This window comes from Halalkalibacillus sediminis (genome assembly GCF_002844535.1).
GTDB classification, from domain to species: Bacteria; Bacillota; Bacilli; order Bacillales; family Alkalibacillaceae; genus Halalkalibacillus_A; species Halalkalibacillus_A sediminis.
This window is the reverse complement of record NZ_PJNH01000002.1, coordinates 472508-489849: the sequence shown is the minus strand read 5'-3', so window position 1 is coordinate 489849 and position 17342 is coordinate 472508. Positions and strand designations below refer to the sequence as shown.

Here is a 17342-nt window from a genome sequence, read left to right as displayed (position 1 = left end):
TATTAAGTCACAACAAAACCCTCACAGATGTGAGGGTTTTGTTCTATCCATAGATGACAGTGACATCAGGATGTTCTTTCAAGATACTTGCAGGAAACTCCTCGCTAACTTCTCCATAAAATAATCTGTCAATCGCCGTGCGCTTCATTTCACCATATGCCAACAATATAATTTTACGACTTTTCATAATTGACTCGATTCCCATTGTCACGGCCTGACTTGGTACATCTTCCTTACGTTCAAAAAAACGTGCATTAGCCTCTCGTGTCGATTCTGCTAAATCCACCACATGTGTTCGAGATTGAAAGCTTGTCCCTGGCTCGTTAAACCCAATATGACCATTTATCCCAAGTCCAAGCACCTGCAAATCAATTGGTCCATGTACGGCTAGATCTTCCTCGTACCTGCTGCACTCCTGAACGAGGCTTTCAGCTGTTCCATTTGGTATATGTATTTGACCAGGTTTCATATCGACCTGGTCGAATAAGTGCTTCTTCATGAACTGAAAATAGCTTTGAGGATGCGTCCTTTCTAGCGCTGCGTATTCATCCAAATTGAATGATGTCACGTCAGCAAAAGAGATATCGCCTTTTTCATATTTCTCTATTAGTTGTTTATACATGCCTACTGGTGTGCTTCCAGTAGCTAATCCTAACACGCTGTTTTTCTTTTTCTGAAGTTGGCTTTCTACTATTTTCGCTGCTTGCTCGCTTAATTGCTCATAGCTATTCACTTCTATCTGATTCATTTTCTCACCTCGAATATCCTAGTTGTCCTTTGCAATATGTTTGCTGTATCTGAAAGTTTTCATCAATTATTACTAAATCTGCATCTTTTCCTACTTCAATACTACCTTTTCGATCAAAAATCCCGAGTTGTTTAGCAGGATTGACTGAAGCCATCTGAATGATGTCTCTAATTGTTGCATCTGTTACGTCCATCATATTACGGGCTGCTTCATCCATACGAAGTACACTTCCAGCAAGAGTTCCATCTTCCAAGGTCGCCTGACCCTCTTTTACTGAAACTGCTTGCCCGCCAAGTGTATATTCACCATCAGGCATCCCTTTGGCTCTCATTGCATCTGTAATCAACATGAGTCTGTCTGGACCAATCGTGCGGAAGAGCAACTGTAGCATTTGATCTGAGACATGGATTCGGTCTGCGATCAGTTCACTTTTAATTTCATCCAATAGCATCGCTGCTCCCACGGCTCCTACATCTCTGTGGTGAACACCATTCATGGCATTGCAAAGATGTGTCACTTGAGTCAATCCTTGACCCACTGCTTTTTCAATATCTCTAAAGGTAGCATCTGTGTGTCCCGCAGAACCTATTACGCCATTTTCCTGTAGCCAGCCCAGAAATTCACCTTCTGAGTCCAGTTCAGGTGCGTAAGTGACCGTTTTTATTTTTCCTGCCGCTCGACTGTTCCAGTTCTGCATCAACGCTAAGTTTGGTGAATAAATCTCACTTTTTGGTTGCGCACCCGCTTTTTCTTCATTAATGAACGGCCCTTCAACATGAAGACCGAGCACTTCCGCTTCACCTTTTTCACCATGAAATGCAGCCACCTGTTCGATAGCCGCGGCAATTTCTGCGTGAGGGCTAGTGATAGTCGTTGCAACAAAAGATGTTGTGCCTTCACTTGGTAACGCTTGAGCCATCTTCCTCAACGATTCATCAGTAGCATCCATTACATCACACCCTACTGCTCCGTGGATGTGGCCGTCGATAAAACCAGGAATAAGTCTAAGTCCATTTCCATCTACCATATGCTCAGTTTCGATACTGATCGTATCTTGACTAATTTTCTGAATGACGCCATCCTCAATCAACACCGAGCCATCAGATAAGGTTTCATCAGATAACTCAATAGTTACATTTTTTATTAATAGGGAATTAGGGTTCATAAGGTTTACACTTCCTTTGAACTAAAATTTTATAATAAAAACATAAAATCCGTAATATTATTTCAATATCTACTTATTCATATTATAATAAATAGTAGGATTATTAAAGTAACACGAAGAACTTTTAGGAGGAAAATCATGCTTCCAACTGATTTTATTGAAAATTTATATGAGATTGTCGGTGAATCTCATGTAAATCATAGCGAATCAAGCAGGCTCGCATACTCATTTGATGCGACTCCTAATTTTCAGGCCATGCCAGATATTGTTGTCAGCCCTGCTAATGCCGAAGAAATCCAACAGATTGTAAGAGCATGTAACGAATATCAGGTACCGATTGTTCCAAGAGGATCCGGTACCAACCTTGCAGCTGGAACAACCCCCACACAAGGTGGTCTCGTCCTACTATTCCATAGAATGAATCAAATTCTTGAAATCGATGAGGAAAATTTAACCGCAACTGTCCAACCTGGAGTGATTACTCAAACAATCATAGATGCAGTTGAAGAGAAAAACTTATTTTATCCTCCTGATCCGAGTTCTATGAAGATTTCAACGATCGGCGGAAATATCAGTGAGAACTCTGGTGGATTAAGAGGGTTGAAATATGGAGTTACTAAAGACTATATACTTGGTCTCCAAATCGTCCTCCCTAATGGTGATCTCATCAACACGGGTGGTAAACTCGCAAAAGACGTCGCAGGTTATGACCTGACCAAATTGTACGTTGGAGCTGAAGGAACACTAGGTATCGTTACTGAGGCTACACTTAAACTCATACCCAAACCATCATCTAAAAAAACGCTTCTAGCTGTCTATGATTCAATGGAAAGAGCCGCCGAAACGGTCTCAGCGATCATCTCTGATAGAATCATTCCTGCTACACTAGAATTCATCGACCAACCAACCATCAGGGCCGTCGAAGATTATGCTCACGTCGGTTTGCCGACTGAAGCTGAAGCAGTTCTATTAATTGAGCAAGATGGTCCAGAAGAAGTCGTATTAGCAGACATGGAAAAAATAGAATTACTGTGTAAAGAACACGGGGCACTCCAAGCTCAAACAGCAGCAAGCGAGATCGAAGCTGAAGCTTTGCGTTCGGCCAGACGTACTGCCTTATCAGCTCTAGCACGTCTGAGTCCGACAACCATTCTCGAGGATGCAACGGTCCCTCGTTCTGAAATTGCAGCGATGGTTCGAGCAATTAACGAAATCGCAGATAAATTTAATGTACGAATTGCTACGTTCGGCCATGCAGGTGATGGAAACCTCCACCCAACCTGTACGACAGATGCCCGGGATGAAGACGAATTGGAGCGAGTCGAACAAGCATTTGAAGAAATCTTTGCCCACGCCATTAAATTAGGTGGAACAATTACTGGCGAACACGGAGTCGGAGAAATGAAGTCTCCATATCTAGCTTGGAAAGTCGGTGAAGAAGGTTTAGCAATCATGAAAACGCTTAAACAATCTTTCGACCCAAATAACATTATGAATCCTAGAAAAATGTTCGCTAAAGAAACACGCAAAAGAATAGTATTATAATATTTTTCAAAAGCGGTGATAACGTGACAATACAAAAAGATTTTCAAGATCGCATCGGTGAAGATGAATTATTGAACTGTATGCGTTGCGGCTTCTGCTTACCAGCTTGTCCAACTTATGTAGAGACTCAGGACGAAGTTCACTCTCCTAGAGGTCGTATCGCCTTGATGAAGGCTGTACGAGATGGTGATATTCACTCATATGAAGAAGTTGAACACTCACTGGAAGTTTGTCTTGGATGCCGAGCATGTGAACCTGCTTGCCCAGCAGGGGTGAATTATGGACATATGTTAGAAGAAGCACGAGCCATTTTTCAAGAGAACAAAGAACATTCAGCAAAAGAAAAATTGACACGCAAAACGGTATTCGAAGGGATGTTCCCGAATCAGAAGCGAATGGAACAAGCAACTAGCCTTCTAGGTTTCTACCAACGTTCAGGCCTTCAAAAAACCACACGTAAACTTGGTTTCATGAAGCTATTTCCGAGGCACATGCAACAGATGGAGCGAGTACTTCCTAAGGTTCCAAAGAAATCAGGCAAACGTAAAGCAGAAGCGATTTTTCCTGCTGAAGGTGAAACCAAAGCTACAGTCGCGATGTTCAGAGGGTGCTTGATGGATACCTTATTTCAAGAAACGAACCGATCAACTATTAAACTACTACAAAAGGCCGGCTGTGAAATTGTTGTACCTGACTCACAAAATTGTTGTGGAGCTCTTCATGGTCACAGTGGAGAGAAATCGGGATCCATCGATTTAGCCAAAAAGAATATCGAAGCCTTTGAAAAAGTTGAAGCGGATTATATCATCACAAACGCAGGAGGTTGCGGAGCTTTTCTACATGATTATAAGCACCTTCTTAAAAATGATTCAGAATGGTCCGGCCGTGCGCAAGAGTTCAGTGATAAAATCGTCGACTTCACCTCTATTTTAGTTAAATTGAAATTTCATGAAGAACATTCTCTTAACGTGGACGAACAAATTGTGACCTACCAAGATTCCTGTCACTTAAGAAATGTTCAAGGCGTCTCGTTACAGCCTCGTCAACTGATTCTTTCGACCGAAGGTGCTAACTACCAAGAAATGAAGGATGCAGATCAATGTTGTGGTTCAGCTGGAATTTATAACCTGACACAACCAGAAATGTCCATGCAGATCCTTGATCATAAAATGGAAAAGGCGAAGGCAACAAACGCAACTACTATTTTAACAACCAATCCAGGATGTCTGCTCCAAATGAAGTTAGGCATTGAACGAGAGGGATTGACCAATGAAGTTCGCGCGATGCACTTAGCCGATTTCTTATTGGAAGCGATCGAAGTATAGGTTTCGCTAAATATTGAATAGGTTCAGTTAATTCAAAGATAGGTTCGGTTAAATTTAAAGAACTTGGCTTATCGTCAGGCTTTCATACTATAGCTCATTATCAATACATCCTTACAACGAAAAAAGTGCCTTTCCACCGCTATGGAATAGGCACTTTTCTTATTTCTTCCGCTTCTTATTTCTCGGCTGATGCAAAGAACTGATGGCTTCTCTTGTTGAATCGAGGTATCTAACAGTTTCATCATAGGAGTGGGAAGCTACACTCATAAATAATATATCGATCACATGTAACTGCGCTAAACGCGAAGAAGTTGCTCCACTTCGAAAAGTGGCTTCTCGATTGGCAGAAGTATATAAACGTATATCAGAACAATCCGCAACGAGTGAGCTTCCATATCTCGTCAAACTGATTGTCTTAGCTCCATTCTCCCGAGCAATATCCAATACTTTTGCCACCTCATAAGTTTCACCTGAGAATGAGATCCCGACAACGACATCCTCTTCATTAGCATTTGCTACGACTGTAGCCCCCATATGTAGATCTGTGAAAGCTGTCACAGCCTTATTAATACGAAGGAATTTCTGCTGCGCATCCATAGCTGTGATGCTCGAAGCTCCTACGCCAAAGAAGTGGATTCTTCTGCCGGTCAACATCGCTTGCACCGCAGCTTCTAACTCCTCACTACTAAGCAAGTCAGCTGTCTCCCTGATCGTTTGGACACTATGTGATGTCACCTTTTCAATCGTCGAAGCATACGGCTCATTCGGTTCAATATCACGAAATTCCTCTTCCTCATTTCGTTGTAAATCCCCTGCAACACGCAATTTCAAGTCCTGGAATCCTTTTAAGTTCAATGACTTACATAACCGAATCACGGCTGCACTACTCGTCTGACTTTCTTTTCCTAAGTCAGTTGCTGTCATTCTAATCGCACGCTCGGGATGCTCCAGTATGAAATCAGCTATTTTCCGTTCAGAAGGCGGAAGTTTCTCTTTCATCTCTTTCAACATAAAAATTCCTGCGTTAGATTTGGACATACATTCACCACTCTCAACCAAATGATTGTTTAATAAATACTATTTTACCATTTATTCATCAAAAAGGTGACACGCTACCCAATGGTCTTTTTCTTTTTCAATGTATTTCGGCTTTTCTTCCGCACATCGATTGTGAGCCATCGGGCACCTTAGTCGGAAAGGACAACCGGAAGGCGGATCACTTGGATCTGGTACATCCCCTTGTAAAATAATACGTTCCTTCTTCTCTTTTGGATCGATCGTTGGAATTGCTGACAATAACGCTTTCGTATAAGGATGAAGAGGATTTTCGTATAATTCTTCTGTGGATGCAAGTTCCATCATCTGGCCAAGATACATAACTCCCACTCTATCACTCAAGTGTTTGACGACATTCAAGTCATGGGAAATAAACACATACGTAAGTTGGAACTCTTCTTGTAATCTCATCAATAGATTTAAAATTTGAGATTGAATCGAGACATCCAATGCCGATACCGCTTCATCTAAGATGACTAATTTAGGATTCACAATCAATGCTCTGGCGATGCTGATCCGTTGCCTTTGACCGCCGCTGAATTCGTGAGGGTATCTATTTAATTGTTCTTTAGATAACCCTACTTTTTCAATCATTTCTTCAGCTTTTTGTTCTGCTTCTTTTTTGGTAGCCAATTTATGTGTCAACAACGGTTCGACTAATAACTTTTTGACAGTCATTCTAGGATTTAATGAGCTATAAGGATCTTGGAAAATCAGCTGCATATCTTTTCTCATATGTCTGAATGTACGCTTATTCACATCAAGAAGGTTATCACCCTTGAAGATCACTTCGCCATCTGTTGGTTCTAGTAAGCGCAAAATGGAACGACCAGTTGTTGATTTTCCGCAACCACTTTCTCCAACTAGAGAGAAAGTCTCGTTTTCCCTAACTTTAAAACTGATATCATCCACAGCTTTTACATGATTCTTGGTACGTTTCAAAATACCGCCTTTTATAGGGAAATATTTTTTTAAGTGATTAACTTCAAGTACTACTTGCTCCTCACTCATCAACTTGCACCTCCTCATCATGCAACCAACATTTGCTGAATTGATCCTCTTCTACTTCATACATTGGCGGTTCTTGTTCAAAACATTTATCCATCGCATATGGACACCTAGTAGCAAAACGACAACCAAGTTCTTGATAGTTATCTGGTGTCGGAACATTACCCGGGATCGAATATAATTCTTTGGATCGCTCCCCTAACGATTTAATTGAAGATAACAACCCTTTTGTATAGGGATGGGCTGGTTGTTCAAATATTTTTTCAACTGTCGATTCCTCAACAATCTGCCCGGCATACATGACTGCTACTCTTTCACATGTTTCTAAAATGACACCTAAATCATGTGTAATCATCAGAATTGCAGTGTTATTCTTCTCAGACAGATCGTTCATTAGATCGAGTATCTGTGCTTGGATCGTAACATCTAAAGCTGTTGTCGGTTCATCTGCGATCAATAGTTTCGGCTCACAGATCAAAGCCATCGCAATCATGACTCTCTGTCTCATCCCACCAGATAATTGATGAGGATAATCCTTCATAATTTGCTCTGGCCGAGAGATTCCGACCTTATTTAGCATGTCGACACCCATCTTATGCATCTCTTTTTTGCTATAGTTCTTATGTATCCTTAGAACTTCCAGCAGTTGATGTTCGATGGTATATAAAGGGTCCAAGGCGGTCATCGGTTCTTGAAATATCATAGATATTTCGTTTCCTCGAACTTTTCTCATCTGTTTCTTGTTGAGTTTAGACAAGTCTCTAGACTCTTCAGTATTAAAGTCGATTGACCCTTTACTGATGTCCAGGACGTCTGGAAGTAAATTCATAATTGCTAGAGATGTTAAACTCTTACCACTACCAGATTCTCCAACAATTCCGTATTTCATTTTCTCTTCAATTTTAATATTCAAATCTTTAACGATATTAAATTCTTTTTTATCCGTTTTATAATCAATGGATACATGATTCATATCTAATAAAGGTTTCATATTCAACCTCCTGTAAGGGACGACATTTTTCTATGAGTGATCTATTGCTTTAATTTAGGATCCAATATATCTCTTAAACTATCTCCCAATAAGTTAAAGCAGAAGATAGTCAGAACAATTGCAATTGCAGGGAAAATAATTGTCCAAGGAGCGAACTCCATATAGGCTCTCGCATCATTCAACATTACTCCCCAAGAAGGGTTCGGCGGTTGTACACCTAAGCCTAAAAAGCTTAAAGCTGCTTCAGTTAAAATAGCCCCAGATAATGCTAGAGTTATTTGTACGATAAATGGCGCCATGATATTGGGAGTGATATGTCTGAAAATGATAAGTGATGGTTTAACACCAATCGCTTGTGCATTCACAATATACTCATTCTCTTTAACAGTCATGACTGCAGACCTTACTAGCCTTGTGAATACTGGCATGAACACAATTCCAATTGCAACCATCGTATTAGTTAAACTTGGACCTAAAACAGCAATAATCGTCAAAGCTAACAAGATGTCAGGAAAAGCAAAGAAGACGTCCATGACTCTCATAATCACCTGGTCTACTTTTCCTTGGAAATATCCACTGATCAGCCCGAAAATTAGACCTCCAATTGCTCCAATACCAACAGCAATCAAACCTACCTGCAGTGATACTTGAGCACCATAGACAATTCTAGAAAAAATATCCCGACCGAATTCATCTGTACCGAACAGAAATTGGCCGCTTGGACCTTCCATTACATGCTGTGTAAACATTTCATCGGGTTCATATGGAGCTATAAGGGGTGCGAATATTGCAAGCAATATTACGACTGAGATCCCTATAAAACCGGTTAAACCGACTTTGTCATCTATTAAACGACGGGCAAAATCCTTCATGAATCATCACACACTTCCTTAAAATAATTAACTCATTACTTATACGTAATTCTCGGGTCTAAGTATGAATAAAGTAGATCGACAAGCAAATTGATAAGAACAAACACAAATGCTATGAATAAAATAGCACCTTGTACCACTGTGAAGTCACGCTGGTTAATACTTGTCAGAACCAACTGACCTAAACCAGGCAAGGAAAAAATTTGTTCAATGATAACCGTACCACCGAGAAGGACGCCAATTTGCATACCGATAATCGTAAGTATTGGAATCATCGCATTTCTAAGGGCATGATTGAATATCACTATTTTCTCTTTTGCTCCTTTTGCACGAATCGTCCGGATAAAGTCTTGTCTAAGTATCTCTAGAATAGAAGAACGAGTCATTCTCATGACCGCTCCTGCCATAGCAGTTCCTAGTACAAATGCTGGTAGAATCATAATTTGCAAGTTTTTAAGAGGATCCTCGAAAAAACCCACGTACCCAACAGGTGGACTATAGGAAAATGTTAAAGCAAGTACTAAAATCAATACCGTAGCTAAGGCAAAGTTTGGCACCGATACTCCTAGCAAAGAAATGATTCTTACTGAGAAGTCCGTCTTCGTGTTTCGTTTTATACCTGCAATGATTCCTAATGGAATAGCAATGATCCATGAGATTATTGCAGATAAGATAGTCAGTTCAAATGTAATTTTGAATCGACTTAAAATGTCTGGTAGTATTTCTCTTCCTGTACGCATCGATTCTCCGAAATCACCTACAAGTACGCCACCTATCCAAGTAAAATATTGTTCAATGATAGGTCGATCCAACCCGAAATCTTTCCTCAGCTGAGCCAGTGATTGCTCCGTAGCATCCGTTCCTAAAATGGTTTGCGCTACATCACCAGGAATGATTCTTAAGGTGAAAAATATGACGACAGAGACACCGAACAGCACAGGTATCAACATCAATAAACGTCTAATGATATATGCATACATCGTGCTCACCCTTAATAATAATGAGAGGCTGCTTAAGCTTAAGCAGCCTCATATTGTTTTATTGTTTTGATACTTCTAGAATATATTCCCCATCATGTGGATAAGGAGTAAATCCTTCAACTGAGTCTCTTACTGCTACGTATTTCATTGGTGACACCAAGAATAAGTTTGGTGATAAATCTAATAGTTTGTTTTGAGCTTCATTATAGATTTCTTTACGCTTCTCAGGATCAGTAGTTACTTTAGCTTCTTCTACTAACTCGTCATATTCTGAATTAGAGAAGTTCCAAACGTTTGCAGAACCTTCGGTGTTAAAGAAGTAGTTCATTGCACGATCAGGATCGGTACCTGAACCATTACGTCCTACCAATACATCGGCTGACTTATTAACCCAAGTGTCGATATACTCGCCCCATTCAATTTGATTAATCTCAGCGTCTACACCGATTTCTTTCCACTGTTGCTGTAAAACTTGTGCAGTATCTACCATGTCAGAATAAGTAGAAGCTGTAGTGATTGTAATTTCGAAACCATCTGGATAACCAGCTTCTTCTAATAGTGATTTAGCTTTATCTAGGTCATTTTGGTATAATTCATGTTCTTTAACATCAATTGCCCATTCACCCATTGAAGGAGCGATTGGACCTGATACTACCGCATCTCCATTCCAAACGATGTCAGCAATGCTTTGACGGTCAGTAGCTAAACTTAAAGCCTGTCTAACTTTCACATCATTCAATGGTTCAGATTCATTATTGAAGCCCACATAGCTATACTCAAGAGATTGATAATCCATTACTTCGAGTTTTTCTTCACCTTCTAATAATTCAGATGATTGAGCTGTCAAAGTAGTCAAATCAACTTCGCCAGTACGGATAGCTGATAGTCTTGCAGATTCTTCTGTCATTGTATAATAAATAACTTCATCTAGCTTTGGTAAATCTTCCATGAAGTAATCTTCGTTTTTAGAAAGGTTTACTCTATTGTCTGCTACCCATTCATCAAACTTGAATGGTCCTGTTCCAATAGCAACTTGCTGTAAATCTTCGTTTTCTTCAACAACTTCTTGATCTACGATCGCTGCACTAGCATTTGTCAGATTCGATAAGAATGTTGCATCTGGACTGCTAAGGTTGAATTGTACTTCATAATCACCATTTACTTCGATACTTTCAACATTTGAAAAATATGAAGCAATGTGAGAGGCCGTTTCTTCATCTAGGATTCTTTCAAAGCTATATTTCACATCTTCAGCAGTAGCTTCATTCCCATTATGGAATTTAACTCCTTCACGAAGAGTGAATACATAAGTAGTGTCATCTGGCTGATCCCATTCAGATGCCAAGTCACCGACTACTTCCATGTTTTCATCAAAAGCAACTAGTCCGCTATATACTTGAGAATAAATACGAACGGATGAATGAGCAGGAGTTTTATGCGGGTCCAAACCAGCTGGTTCCTGGTCATTCGCTATTTTCAATACTTGCTCTGCATCTGATTCGCCTTCAGTTTCTTCACTTTGGTTATCAGAGCCCTCATTTCCATCTGCTTCTTCTCCATCATCACTTGAACATGCTACTAATAGCAAAGCTACAAGCGACAAAATTAATGTAACCAAAAACCATTTACGTTTCAACATGTCTTATCCCCCTAAAAATTAATTTAAATTATTTTTAATAGTGTTAAACACTTTTAAACGAAATTCTTGGATATTCTTCGGCTCCTCGACGTTCAACCTATTTGTAAGGAGAACAACGTTGAGCTGTAGATCTGGATCGACCCACAATGAAGTTCCGGTAAATCCAGTATGTCCTGCCCCTGAAGGAAAAGGGCGGCCCATATGCCAACCGTATCCCCGGTCTCCAATTTGTTGAACCATTGATTCGTGAGTGAGCGTTGAGCTTATAAGCTGTTTATCATTAAAAGTACCATCCTTCAGATACAACTCACCTAACTTACTCACATCGAAGACTGTTCCAAATAACCCTGCATGGCCTGATCGACCATTCAGGAAATAATAAGTATTGCCGTCATTCACTTCTCCGATGATTTCTTCAGAGATTGAACGCCAGCCATTAAATTCAATTCCTCTTTTTTGGCACATTTTCATCTCTGTGCGATTCCCAAATTCCGTAGCAGCAATATTGTCTAAAAAAACAGGCCCGTACGATAGAGTTTCAGTTTCAAGAGGCTCTGCCAACTCTTCTTTGACAACTTGGTCAATCGTTTTTGAATACTGGGAGTCAATAACCTTACCTAGTAAGATATAATTCAAATCACTGTATAGGACTTCAGTAGATTCTTCGTGTAACAATTCTATCCCTTCCAGAATTTCAAACAAATCTTCATTTGGTAAGTGTGAATAAAATGGATGCCAAGCTTTCAAACCAGATGAATGTGTCAAAAGCTGAAAAATCGTTATTCCTGACAATGCAGGGTGATTTTTCACTTGAGGCAAACAATTACCTAGAGTGGAATCCAACTTGATTTTGCCACTTGTAATTAATTTTAAAATTAGTGTGGAAGAGGAAATCTTCGTCAGACTTGCTAAGTCAAATACCGTTTCATTTGTAACTTCTTGCTTCATTGAGCGATCAGTATAACCAAAGGGTTGAAGGTATATTTCCTCGTCCCCGACTTTCACATAACAAACGGCACCAGTATAGAATTCTTCATTCAAGTGTTCTTCCAATAATTCGTTCAGTTCTTGTTTCAGGTTGTTCATTGACTCACCTCAAATAGTGAAAGCGTTTACGAATAACAGTTTTATTTTTCTGACAATTACAATTACATTATATAAAATTTTATTACAAATAACAATGGTTTATTGTGAAATTATATTTTAGATTATTTGTCCGCTATGTTTGTTTTATTTTTGATTGCTTCTCTTACAAATCCATCTGCTTTCTCTAATAATTCTCTCGCAGTCTGGAAATCTACTTCTGCTAAAATCATTACAATAGCCGGTTTTACTTCGCAATCAGTTTGTTCCAAGACTTGCTCAGCTTCCTCATAGGTTGTACCGGTCGCTTCACAGACAATTTTTTTTGCTCTTTCTCTAAGCTTAAAATTGCTTGCACTTACATCTACCATTAAATTCTGATAAACCTTTCCATATTTGACCATTGATGCAGTTGAAATCATATTAAGAACCATCTTATGAGCTGTAGCAGCTTTAAGTCTAGTAGATCCTGTCAGCACTTCAGGTCCCGTCACTATTTCTATAGCAACGTCTGCTGATTCACTGATCTCAGAGTCCTTGTTACTTGAAAGACTGACCGCTTTAGCACCAATCGATCGAGCATATTTCAAAGCACCTTTTACATAAGGTGTTCTTCCACTAGCTGCAATCCCGATGACGACATCGTCTGAAGTCAGATTTTTATCTTTCAAATCTTGTGCCCCAAGATCTTCATCATCCTCAGCACCTTCTACCGCTACCATCATCGCACCAGGTCCACCAGCTAATAATGCCTGAACTTTCTCTGAAGAAGTGCTGAACGTAGGTGGACATTCCACGGCATCTAATAATCCAATTCTTCCACTAGTGCCCGCGCCTACATAAAATAATCTACCTTCATTCATAAAGGACTCATAAACGAAATCCACCGTTTTTACGATTTCAGGCAGGCTCTCATTGATAGCAAAAGGTACCGATTGGTCTTCCTCATTCATAAGCTGCAACATTTCCTCTGTTGTCATCATATCCAAGTTCAATGATTTGGAGTTCTGCGATTCTGTAGTTAATTTTGTAAGTCGATCCATCATAAAACCTTCCTAGTAAATTAAAATTTTTAGTTACCAAGCTATTTTCCCCATCACAACATTTTTGTTAGCCCCAGTGGCTGCTGGTAAATTATTTGTGATTTTATTGATTCCTAAGTAACCAAGTAATGCGAACACAATACCTTCTTTTGCATCGCTATCGATACCAAGGCTTTCAGTGGATTCCATAGTGATATGTTCAGGTAATTGTTCTTTTAATATCTTCATAAGATACTGATTTCTCCAACCACCACCACTGATATAAATCTCTGAAACACCGTCTTTTTCAACATGATTCCTCAAAGACGAACCGAGAGTGTATGCTGTAAGGGCCGTGGCCGTTGATATTCTATCTACCTCAGAAATCCCTAACTTCTCAGCCTCATACCACATGGACTTAGCATAATCCATTCCGAACTGCTCTCTACCTGTACTTTTAGGAGGGACTTTTGAATAGTATGGATGATTCAATAATTGGTTTAACCATTCTTCATGAACCTGACCTTTTTCGGCTAGTTTGCCATCCTCGTCAAAAGTTTGTTCCCCTCTTGTATGCCAATTGACAAAAGCATCAATCAACATGTTTCCAGGGCCTGTGTCATACGCAATGACTTCCTCTAAAGAACAAGATTTCATCAAACGTGTCAGATTCGAAATTCCGCCGATATTCACTAATATCCTACCTACGTCGTCTGAACGAAATAGCTTGAAATCAGCAAAAGGGACTAAAGGAGCTCCTTGTCCGCCAACTGCTATATCCCTTGTTCTGAAATCTCCCATCGTCGTAATTCCTGTCAGTTCAGCAATTACACTAATATCACCAATTTGAAGTGTATTCGGTCGATGTAGAGGATCCTTTTCACTTTGTACAGGGTCATGAAAAATCGTTTGTCCGTGTGAACTTATTAAATCGATTTCCTCTTTAGACAGTTCCGATTCTTCAATCGCTTGGTTAACAGCCTCAGCAAATGTTTCGCCCAGTAACATATTCATGGATGAAATTTCTGGAGATTCACTTGTTGGTTGCACAATTGCTTGTAGGCGTTCAGTCAGTTCATCACTATAAGGAACTGTTGTGAAAAATTTCAGATTGAAAAGTATATCTTCGTTTTTCATTTCAAATTCAACGATCGCTACATCAACTCCATCAAGTGAAGTACCTGACATCACCCCACAAACTAACATTCGATTGTTGTTTCCCATAACCACAATCCCTTCGTTATGTAAGCGCTTATTCATATTTTAAGTGAATTAAAATAATATATCAATAATTATATAATTTTTTTGAAATATTTTTTTAAAATAATAGACAAGTGTTTGTATTCTCTATAGGATAGATAGAAAGTAATCTTGAAATGGAAGGGGTTTAAGTATGGAAAAATATAATCACCAGTTACGAGAAAGTTGGGAGAAAAACGCACCAGCGTGGACTCGATCTGTAAGAGAAGAAAAAATTGAAAGCAGAAATTTGGTAACGAATAAAGCGATTCTCGATTCTATTGTGGAGTTGAACCCTAATAAAGTATTAGATTTAGGCTGCGGTGAGGGATGGATGACCCGTCAGCTTTCGCCTCTTGGGATAGAAGTTACAGGGGTGGATTACAGCGCATCCTTAATATCTGAAGCGAAAAAGTCTGGTGAAACCTTTCATCAATTAAGTTTCGAGGAATTTTCAGCTAACCCTGAATTAGTCGGTAAAAACTATGATGTTATTGCTTATAATTTTTCACTACTTTCCGAAGACCTTCTACCAATCCTGAACGCTTCAAAAAAAGTCTTAAAAGAAAATGGCACCATCGTTATTCAAACTCTGCATCCCTTCTCCTCAGAAACATATGAAGACGGTTGGAGAGTAGAAACATTCGATCAAATGGGAGACGATTATGAAATGTCAATGCCATGGTATTTCAGAACAGTCAGTTCATGGTACAGAACTTTCAAAGAATCTGATTTAGATTTAGTAGATATTTTCGAACCTGTCCATCCAGAAAAAAAGCAACCAATGTCTTTCATTTTTGTACTGAAATGATGAATCATACTAAGAAAGGTGTTTCGAATAATAATCGAAACACCTTTTCTGCGTTTTAACCTTTTATTGCGCCTTCCGTCATTCCCTGGGAAATTCTTCTTTGGAAAATTGCATAGAGTATGATTACTGGTACTATAGCTATTACCAGACTTGCAAACAACGTACCCCAAGCATTTGTGTACTGTGCTTCACTACTGATGAAATCAATTGCTAAAGCCAATGTATAATTTTCGCTTGACTGCAAAAAGATCAATGCCATGAAATACTCGTTCCAAAACTGGATGGAATTCATAATAGTCACTGTAATTATTCCCGACATAGACAAAGGGGTAATCACTTTCCACAAGATTCCATAAGGTGACATCCCATCGATTGCCGCCGATTCTTCTAAGGACTTGGGTATGGTCCCCATAAAACTGGTAAGCACAAATATAGAAAACGGTAGTTGGGAAATGGCATAAACTACTGCTAAACCAAATATGTTATCAAGCATATTAAACTGAGCTAATAAGAAAAATAAAGGAATCCAACCTAGCACCATCGGAATCATCATCGCAGAAATATATAAAGTAAATAACATATAACTGCCCTTGAACCTTATTCTTTCCAATGCATACGCAGTCGGAACCGCTAAGACCAGACACAGAAGAGCACCTAAGAAGGTCACAATCAAACTATTGAAAACACTTGTGTCAATATTGTATTCAGTCCAAGCTATGATGAAGTTTTGATAATTGAACGTTTCTGGGAAGCCCCAGGGATTCGCATAGATTTCAGCATTCGTTTTAAAAGACCCGAGAAACATCCAGAAAATAGGGTACAATACTGCTAAAGACCATAAAATTAAAGGGATTCTGATTCCAGTTCTGGCCATTAATTGACCGACAGTCCGTTTCATTTTTTACACTCCCTTCTAGTACTCAACCCGATCTCGGCGTAGGAAAAATTGAAGAATGAAAACCGTTATTAGTGAAATGACCAATATCATGACACCTATCGTAGCTCCATAACCAAAATTATATTGGTTGAATGCTTGCTGATATAAATAGGAACCCATAACGTGGGTAGAATTATTTGGTCCACCACCTGTCATTACTTGCACTATAATGAATGAACCGTTCAAAGTTGTTATAACGATATATAAAATTGATATTTTGATCTGGGGCCAAACTAATGGAAGAGTAATTTTTTTAAATTGCTCCCATTCGTTCGCGCCATCAATTCTAGCAGCCTCGTAATAACTTTTAGAAATGTTAGCAATACCACCCATCAATAAAAGCATAAATAAGCCGATTCCAGCCCAAATAGACGGTAGCACTAAACTAGTAAGAGCCCAATCCTCATCACCTAGCCATGGTCTGGTCCATGACTCCAATCCTATAAATTCTAGACCTGAGTTCACTAAACCTAGACTAGGGTTGTAAATGAACATCCAAAGAATACCTATTACTACCACAGACATGATGTTAGGGAAGAAAAATACAATCCGGTAGAAAGGTGCTTCTTTAATTTTCAACTGTGTTAAGGCAACAGCTATGAACATGGCCATGGCCATAATCCCGATCACCTTAGTAATCACTAAGAAATAATCATGCCAAATCGTAGCCGGAATTATATCGTCATTAAACAATTTTATGTAATTATCGAAACCCACAAATTCCCTTGTTTGCGAGGCACCAGACCATTCAAAAAAGGAATAATACAAACCACTGAATAAAGGATAGAGTGTAAAGATACTAAACATAATGAAAGTAGGGACTAAGCAAAAGGCTAAAAATAAATATCTTTGTTTTTTTGTTTGTACCATATGATCACTCTTTCTTTAAGTGTAAATAAATGTATGGAACGCTGAGTAGAT

General features: G+C 39.2%; 16 protein-coding genes. 3 read left to right on the top strand and 13 right to left on the bottom strand.

Annotation, left to right across the window (positions count from 1 at the left end; genetic code table 11):
* Positions 1-43 precede the first annotated feature (43 nt).
* Complete coding sequence (nagB, locus tag CEY16_RS08560) at positions 44-748, bottom strand: glucosamine-6-phosphate deaminase (RefSeq protein ID WP_101331573.1); 705 nt, start codon at positions 746-748, stop codon at positions 44-46.
* Between the two features lie 4 nt (positions 749-752).
* Positions 753-1913 (bottom strand): N-acetylglucosamine-6-phosphate deacetylase, encoded by a 1161-nt coding sequence (gene nagA / locus CEY16_RS08555; RefSeq protein WP_101331572.1) that lies wholly within the window; start codon positions 1911-1913, stop codon positions 753-755.
* Positions 1914-2051: 138 nt separating this feature from the next.
* Between nagA and glcD the strand changes: the two genes are divergently transcribed.
* Both glcD and CEY16_RS08545 read left to right on the top strand, forming a co-directional pair.
* Positions 2052-3458 (top strand): glycolate oxidase subunit GlcD, encoded by a 1407-nt coding sequence (glcD, locus tag CEY16_RS08550; protein ID WP_101331571.1) that lies wholly within the window; start codon positions 2052-2054, stop codon positions 3456-3458.
* Between the two features lie 23 nt (positions 3459-3481).
* Positions 3482-4783, top strand: coding sequence for a (Fe-S)-binding protein (locus CEY16_RS08545; RefSeq protein ID WP_338015914.1), 1302 nt, complete (start codon positions 3482-3484; stop codon positions 4781-4783).
* Between the two features lie 159 nt (positions 4784-4942).
* Here CEY16_RS08545 and CEY16_RS08540 read toward each other — a convergent pair whose 3' ends face one another.
* The 9 genes from CEY16_RS08540 to CEY16_RS08500 form a co-directional block, all read right to left on the bottom strand.
* Positions 4943-5821 carry a MurR/RpiR family transcriptional regulator gene (locus tag CEY16_RS08540; RefSeq protein ID WP_101331570.1) on the bottom strand — a complete coding sequence of 293 codons (879 nt, stop codon included), beginning with the start codon at positions 5819-5821 and terminating at the stop codon, positions 4943-4945.
* 51 nt (positions 5822-5872) lie between these two features.
* Complete coding sequence (locus CEY16_RS08535; RefSeq protein WP_101331569.1) at positions 5873-6850, bottom strand: ABC transporter ATP-binding protein; 978 nt, start codon at positions 6848-6850, stop codon at positions 5873-5875.
* Positions 6843-7838 carry an ABC transporter ATP-binding protein gene (locus CEY16_RS08530; RefSeq protein WP_101331568.1) on the bottom strand — a complete coding sequence of 332 codons (996 nt, stop codon included), beginning with the start codon at positions 7836-7838 and terminating at the stop codon, positions 6843-6845. The genes CEY16_RS08535 and CEY16_RS08530 overlap by 8 nt, the downstream gene beginning before the upstream one ends.
* A gap of 41 nt (positions 7839-7879) precedes the next feature.
* On the bottom strand, positions 7880-8710 hold the full coding sequence (locus CEY16_RS08525) for an ABC transporter permease (protein ID WP_101331567.1): 831 nt from the start codon (positions 8708-8710) through the stop codon (positions 7880-7882).
* Positions 8711-8745: 35 nt separating this feature from the next.
* Positions 8746-9690, bottom strand: a complete 945-nt coding sequence (locus tag CEY16_RS08520) for an ABC transporter permease (RefSeq protein ID WP_101331566.1) — start codon at positions 9688-9690, stop codon at positions 8746-8748.
* A 58-nt stretch (positions 9691-9748) separates the two neighbouring features.
* On the bottom strand, positions 9749-11329 hold the full coding sequence (locus CEY16_RS08515) for an ABC transporter substrate-binding protein (RefSeq protein ID WP_101331565.1): 1581 nt from the start codon (positions 11327-11329) through the stop codon (positions 9749-9751).
* Between the two features lie 18 nt (positions 11330-11347).
* Entirely contained in the window at positions 11348-12415 is a 1068-nt protein-coding gene (locus CEY16_RS08510; protein ID WP_101331564.1) for a serine hydrolase domain-containing protein, read from the bottom strand.
* 122 nt (positions 12416-12537) lie between these two features.
* Complete coding sequence (gene murQ, locus CEY16_RS08505) at positions 12538-13455, bottom strand: N-acetylmuramic acid 6-phosphate etherase (RefSeq protein WP_101331563.1); 918 nt, start codon at positions 13453-13455, stop codon at positions 12538-12540.
* A gap of 33 nt (positions 13456-13488) precedes the next feature.
* Positions 13489-14658 carry an anhydro-N-acetylmuramic acid kinase gene (locus CEY16_RS08500; RefSeq protein ID WP_238378805.1) on the bottom strand — a complete coding sequence of 390 codons (1170 nt, stop codon included), beginning with the start codon at positions 14656-14658 and terminating at the stop codon, positions 13489-13491.
* Between the two features lie 169 nt (positions 14659-14827).
* Here CEY16_RS08500 and CEY16_RS08495 point away from each other — a divergent pair, with 169 nt between their 5' ends.
* Positions 14828-15484 carry a class I SAM-dependent methyltransferase gene (locus tag CEY16_RS08495; RefSeq protein ID WP_101331562.1) on the top strand — a complete coding sequence of 219 codons (657 nt, stop codon included), beginning with the start codon at positions 14828-14830 and terminating at the stop codon, positions 15482-15484.
* A 55-nt stretch (positions 15485-15539) separates the two neighbouring features.
* On the opposite strand, the gene CEY16_RS08490 is transcribed toward CEY16_RS08495, so the two are convergent.
* Positions 15540-16382 (bottom strand): carbohydrate ABC transporter permease, encoded by an 843-nt coding sequence (locus CEY16_RS08490; protein WP_101331561.1) that lies wholly within the window; start codon positions 16380-16382, stop codon positions 15540-15542.
* A 15-nt stretch (positions 16383-16397) separates the two neighbouring features.
* Positions 16398-17291: a carbohydrate ABC transporter permease gene (locus CEY16_RS08485; RefSeq protein WP_101331560.1), complete on the bottom strand. Its 894-nt coding sequence runs from the start codon at positions 17289-17291 to the stop codon at positions 16398-16400.
* Positions 17292-17342: the final 51 nt, after the last annotated feature.

Coding starts and splice junctions, on each gene's coding strand:
- CEY16_RS08520 (WP_101331566.1), bottom strand. CDS start 9,690: ATGTATGCATATATCATTAGACGTTTATTGATGTTGATACCTGTGCTG.
- CEY16_RS08530 (WP_101331568.1), bottom strand. CDS start 7,838: ATGAAACCTTTATTAGATATGAATCATGTATCCATTGATTATAAAACG.
- glcD (WP_101331571.1), top strand. CDS start 2,052: ATGCTTCCAACTGATTTTATTGAAAATTTATATGAGATTGTCGGTGAA.
- CEY16_RS08515 (WP_101331565.1), bottom strand. CDS start 11,329: ATGTTGAAACGTAAATGGTTTTTGGTTACATTAATTTTGTCGCTTGTA.
- CEY16_RS08485 (WP_101331560.1), bottom strand. CDS start 17,291: ATGGTACAAACAAAAAAACAAAGATATTTATTTTTAGCCTTTTGCTTA.
- CEY16_RS08495 (WP_101331562.1), top strand. CDS start 14,828: ATGGAAAAATATAATCACCAGTTACGAGAAAGTTGGGAGAAAAACGCA.
- CEY16_RS08510 (WP_101331564.1), bottom strand. CDS start 12,415: ATGAACAACCTGAAACAAGAACTGAACGAATTATTGGAAGAACACTTG.
- CEY16_RS08490 (WP_101331561.1), bottom strand. CDS start 16,382: ATGAAACGGACTGTCGGTCAATTAATGGCCAGAACTGGAATCAGAATC.
- nagB (WP_101331573.1), bottom strand. CDS start 748: ATGAATCAGATAGAAGTGAATAGCTATGAGCAATTAAGCGAGCAAGCA.
- CEY16_RS08540 (WP_101331570.1), bottom strand. CDS start 5,821: ATGTCCAAATCTAACGCAGGAATTTTTATGTTGAAAGAGATGAAAGAG.
- CEY16_RS08500 (WP_238378805.1), bottom strand. CDS start 14,658: ATGGGAAACAACAATCGAATGTTAGTTTGTGGGGTGATGTCAGGTACT.
- CEY16_RS08535 (WP_101331569.1), bottom strand. CDS start 6,850: ATGAGTGAGGAGCAAGTAGTACTTGAAGTTAATCACTTAAAAAAATAT.
- nagA (WP_101331572.1), bottom strand. CDS start 1,913: ATGAACCCTAATTCCCTATTAATAAAAAATGTAACTATTGAGTTATCT.
- murQ (WP_101331563.1), bottom strand. CDS start 13,455: ATGGATCGACTTACAAAATTAACTACAGAATCGCAGAACTCCAAATCA.
- CEY16_RS08525 (WP_101331567.1), bottom strand. CDS start 8,710: ATGAAGGATTTTGCCCGTCGTTTAATAGATGACAAAGTCGGTTTAACC.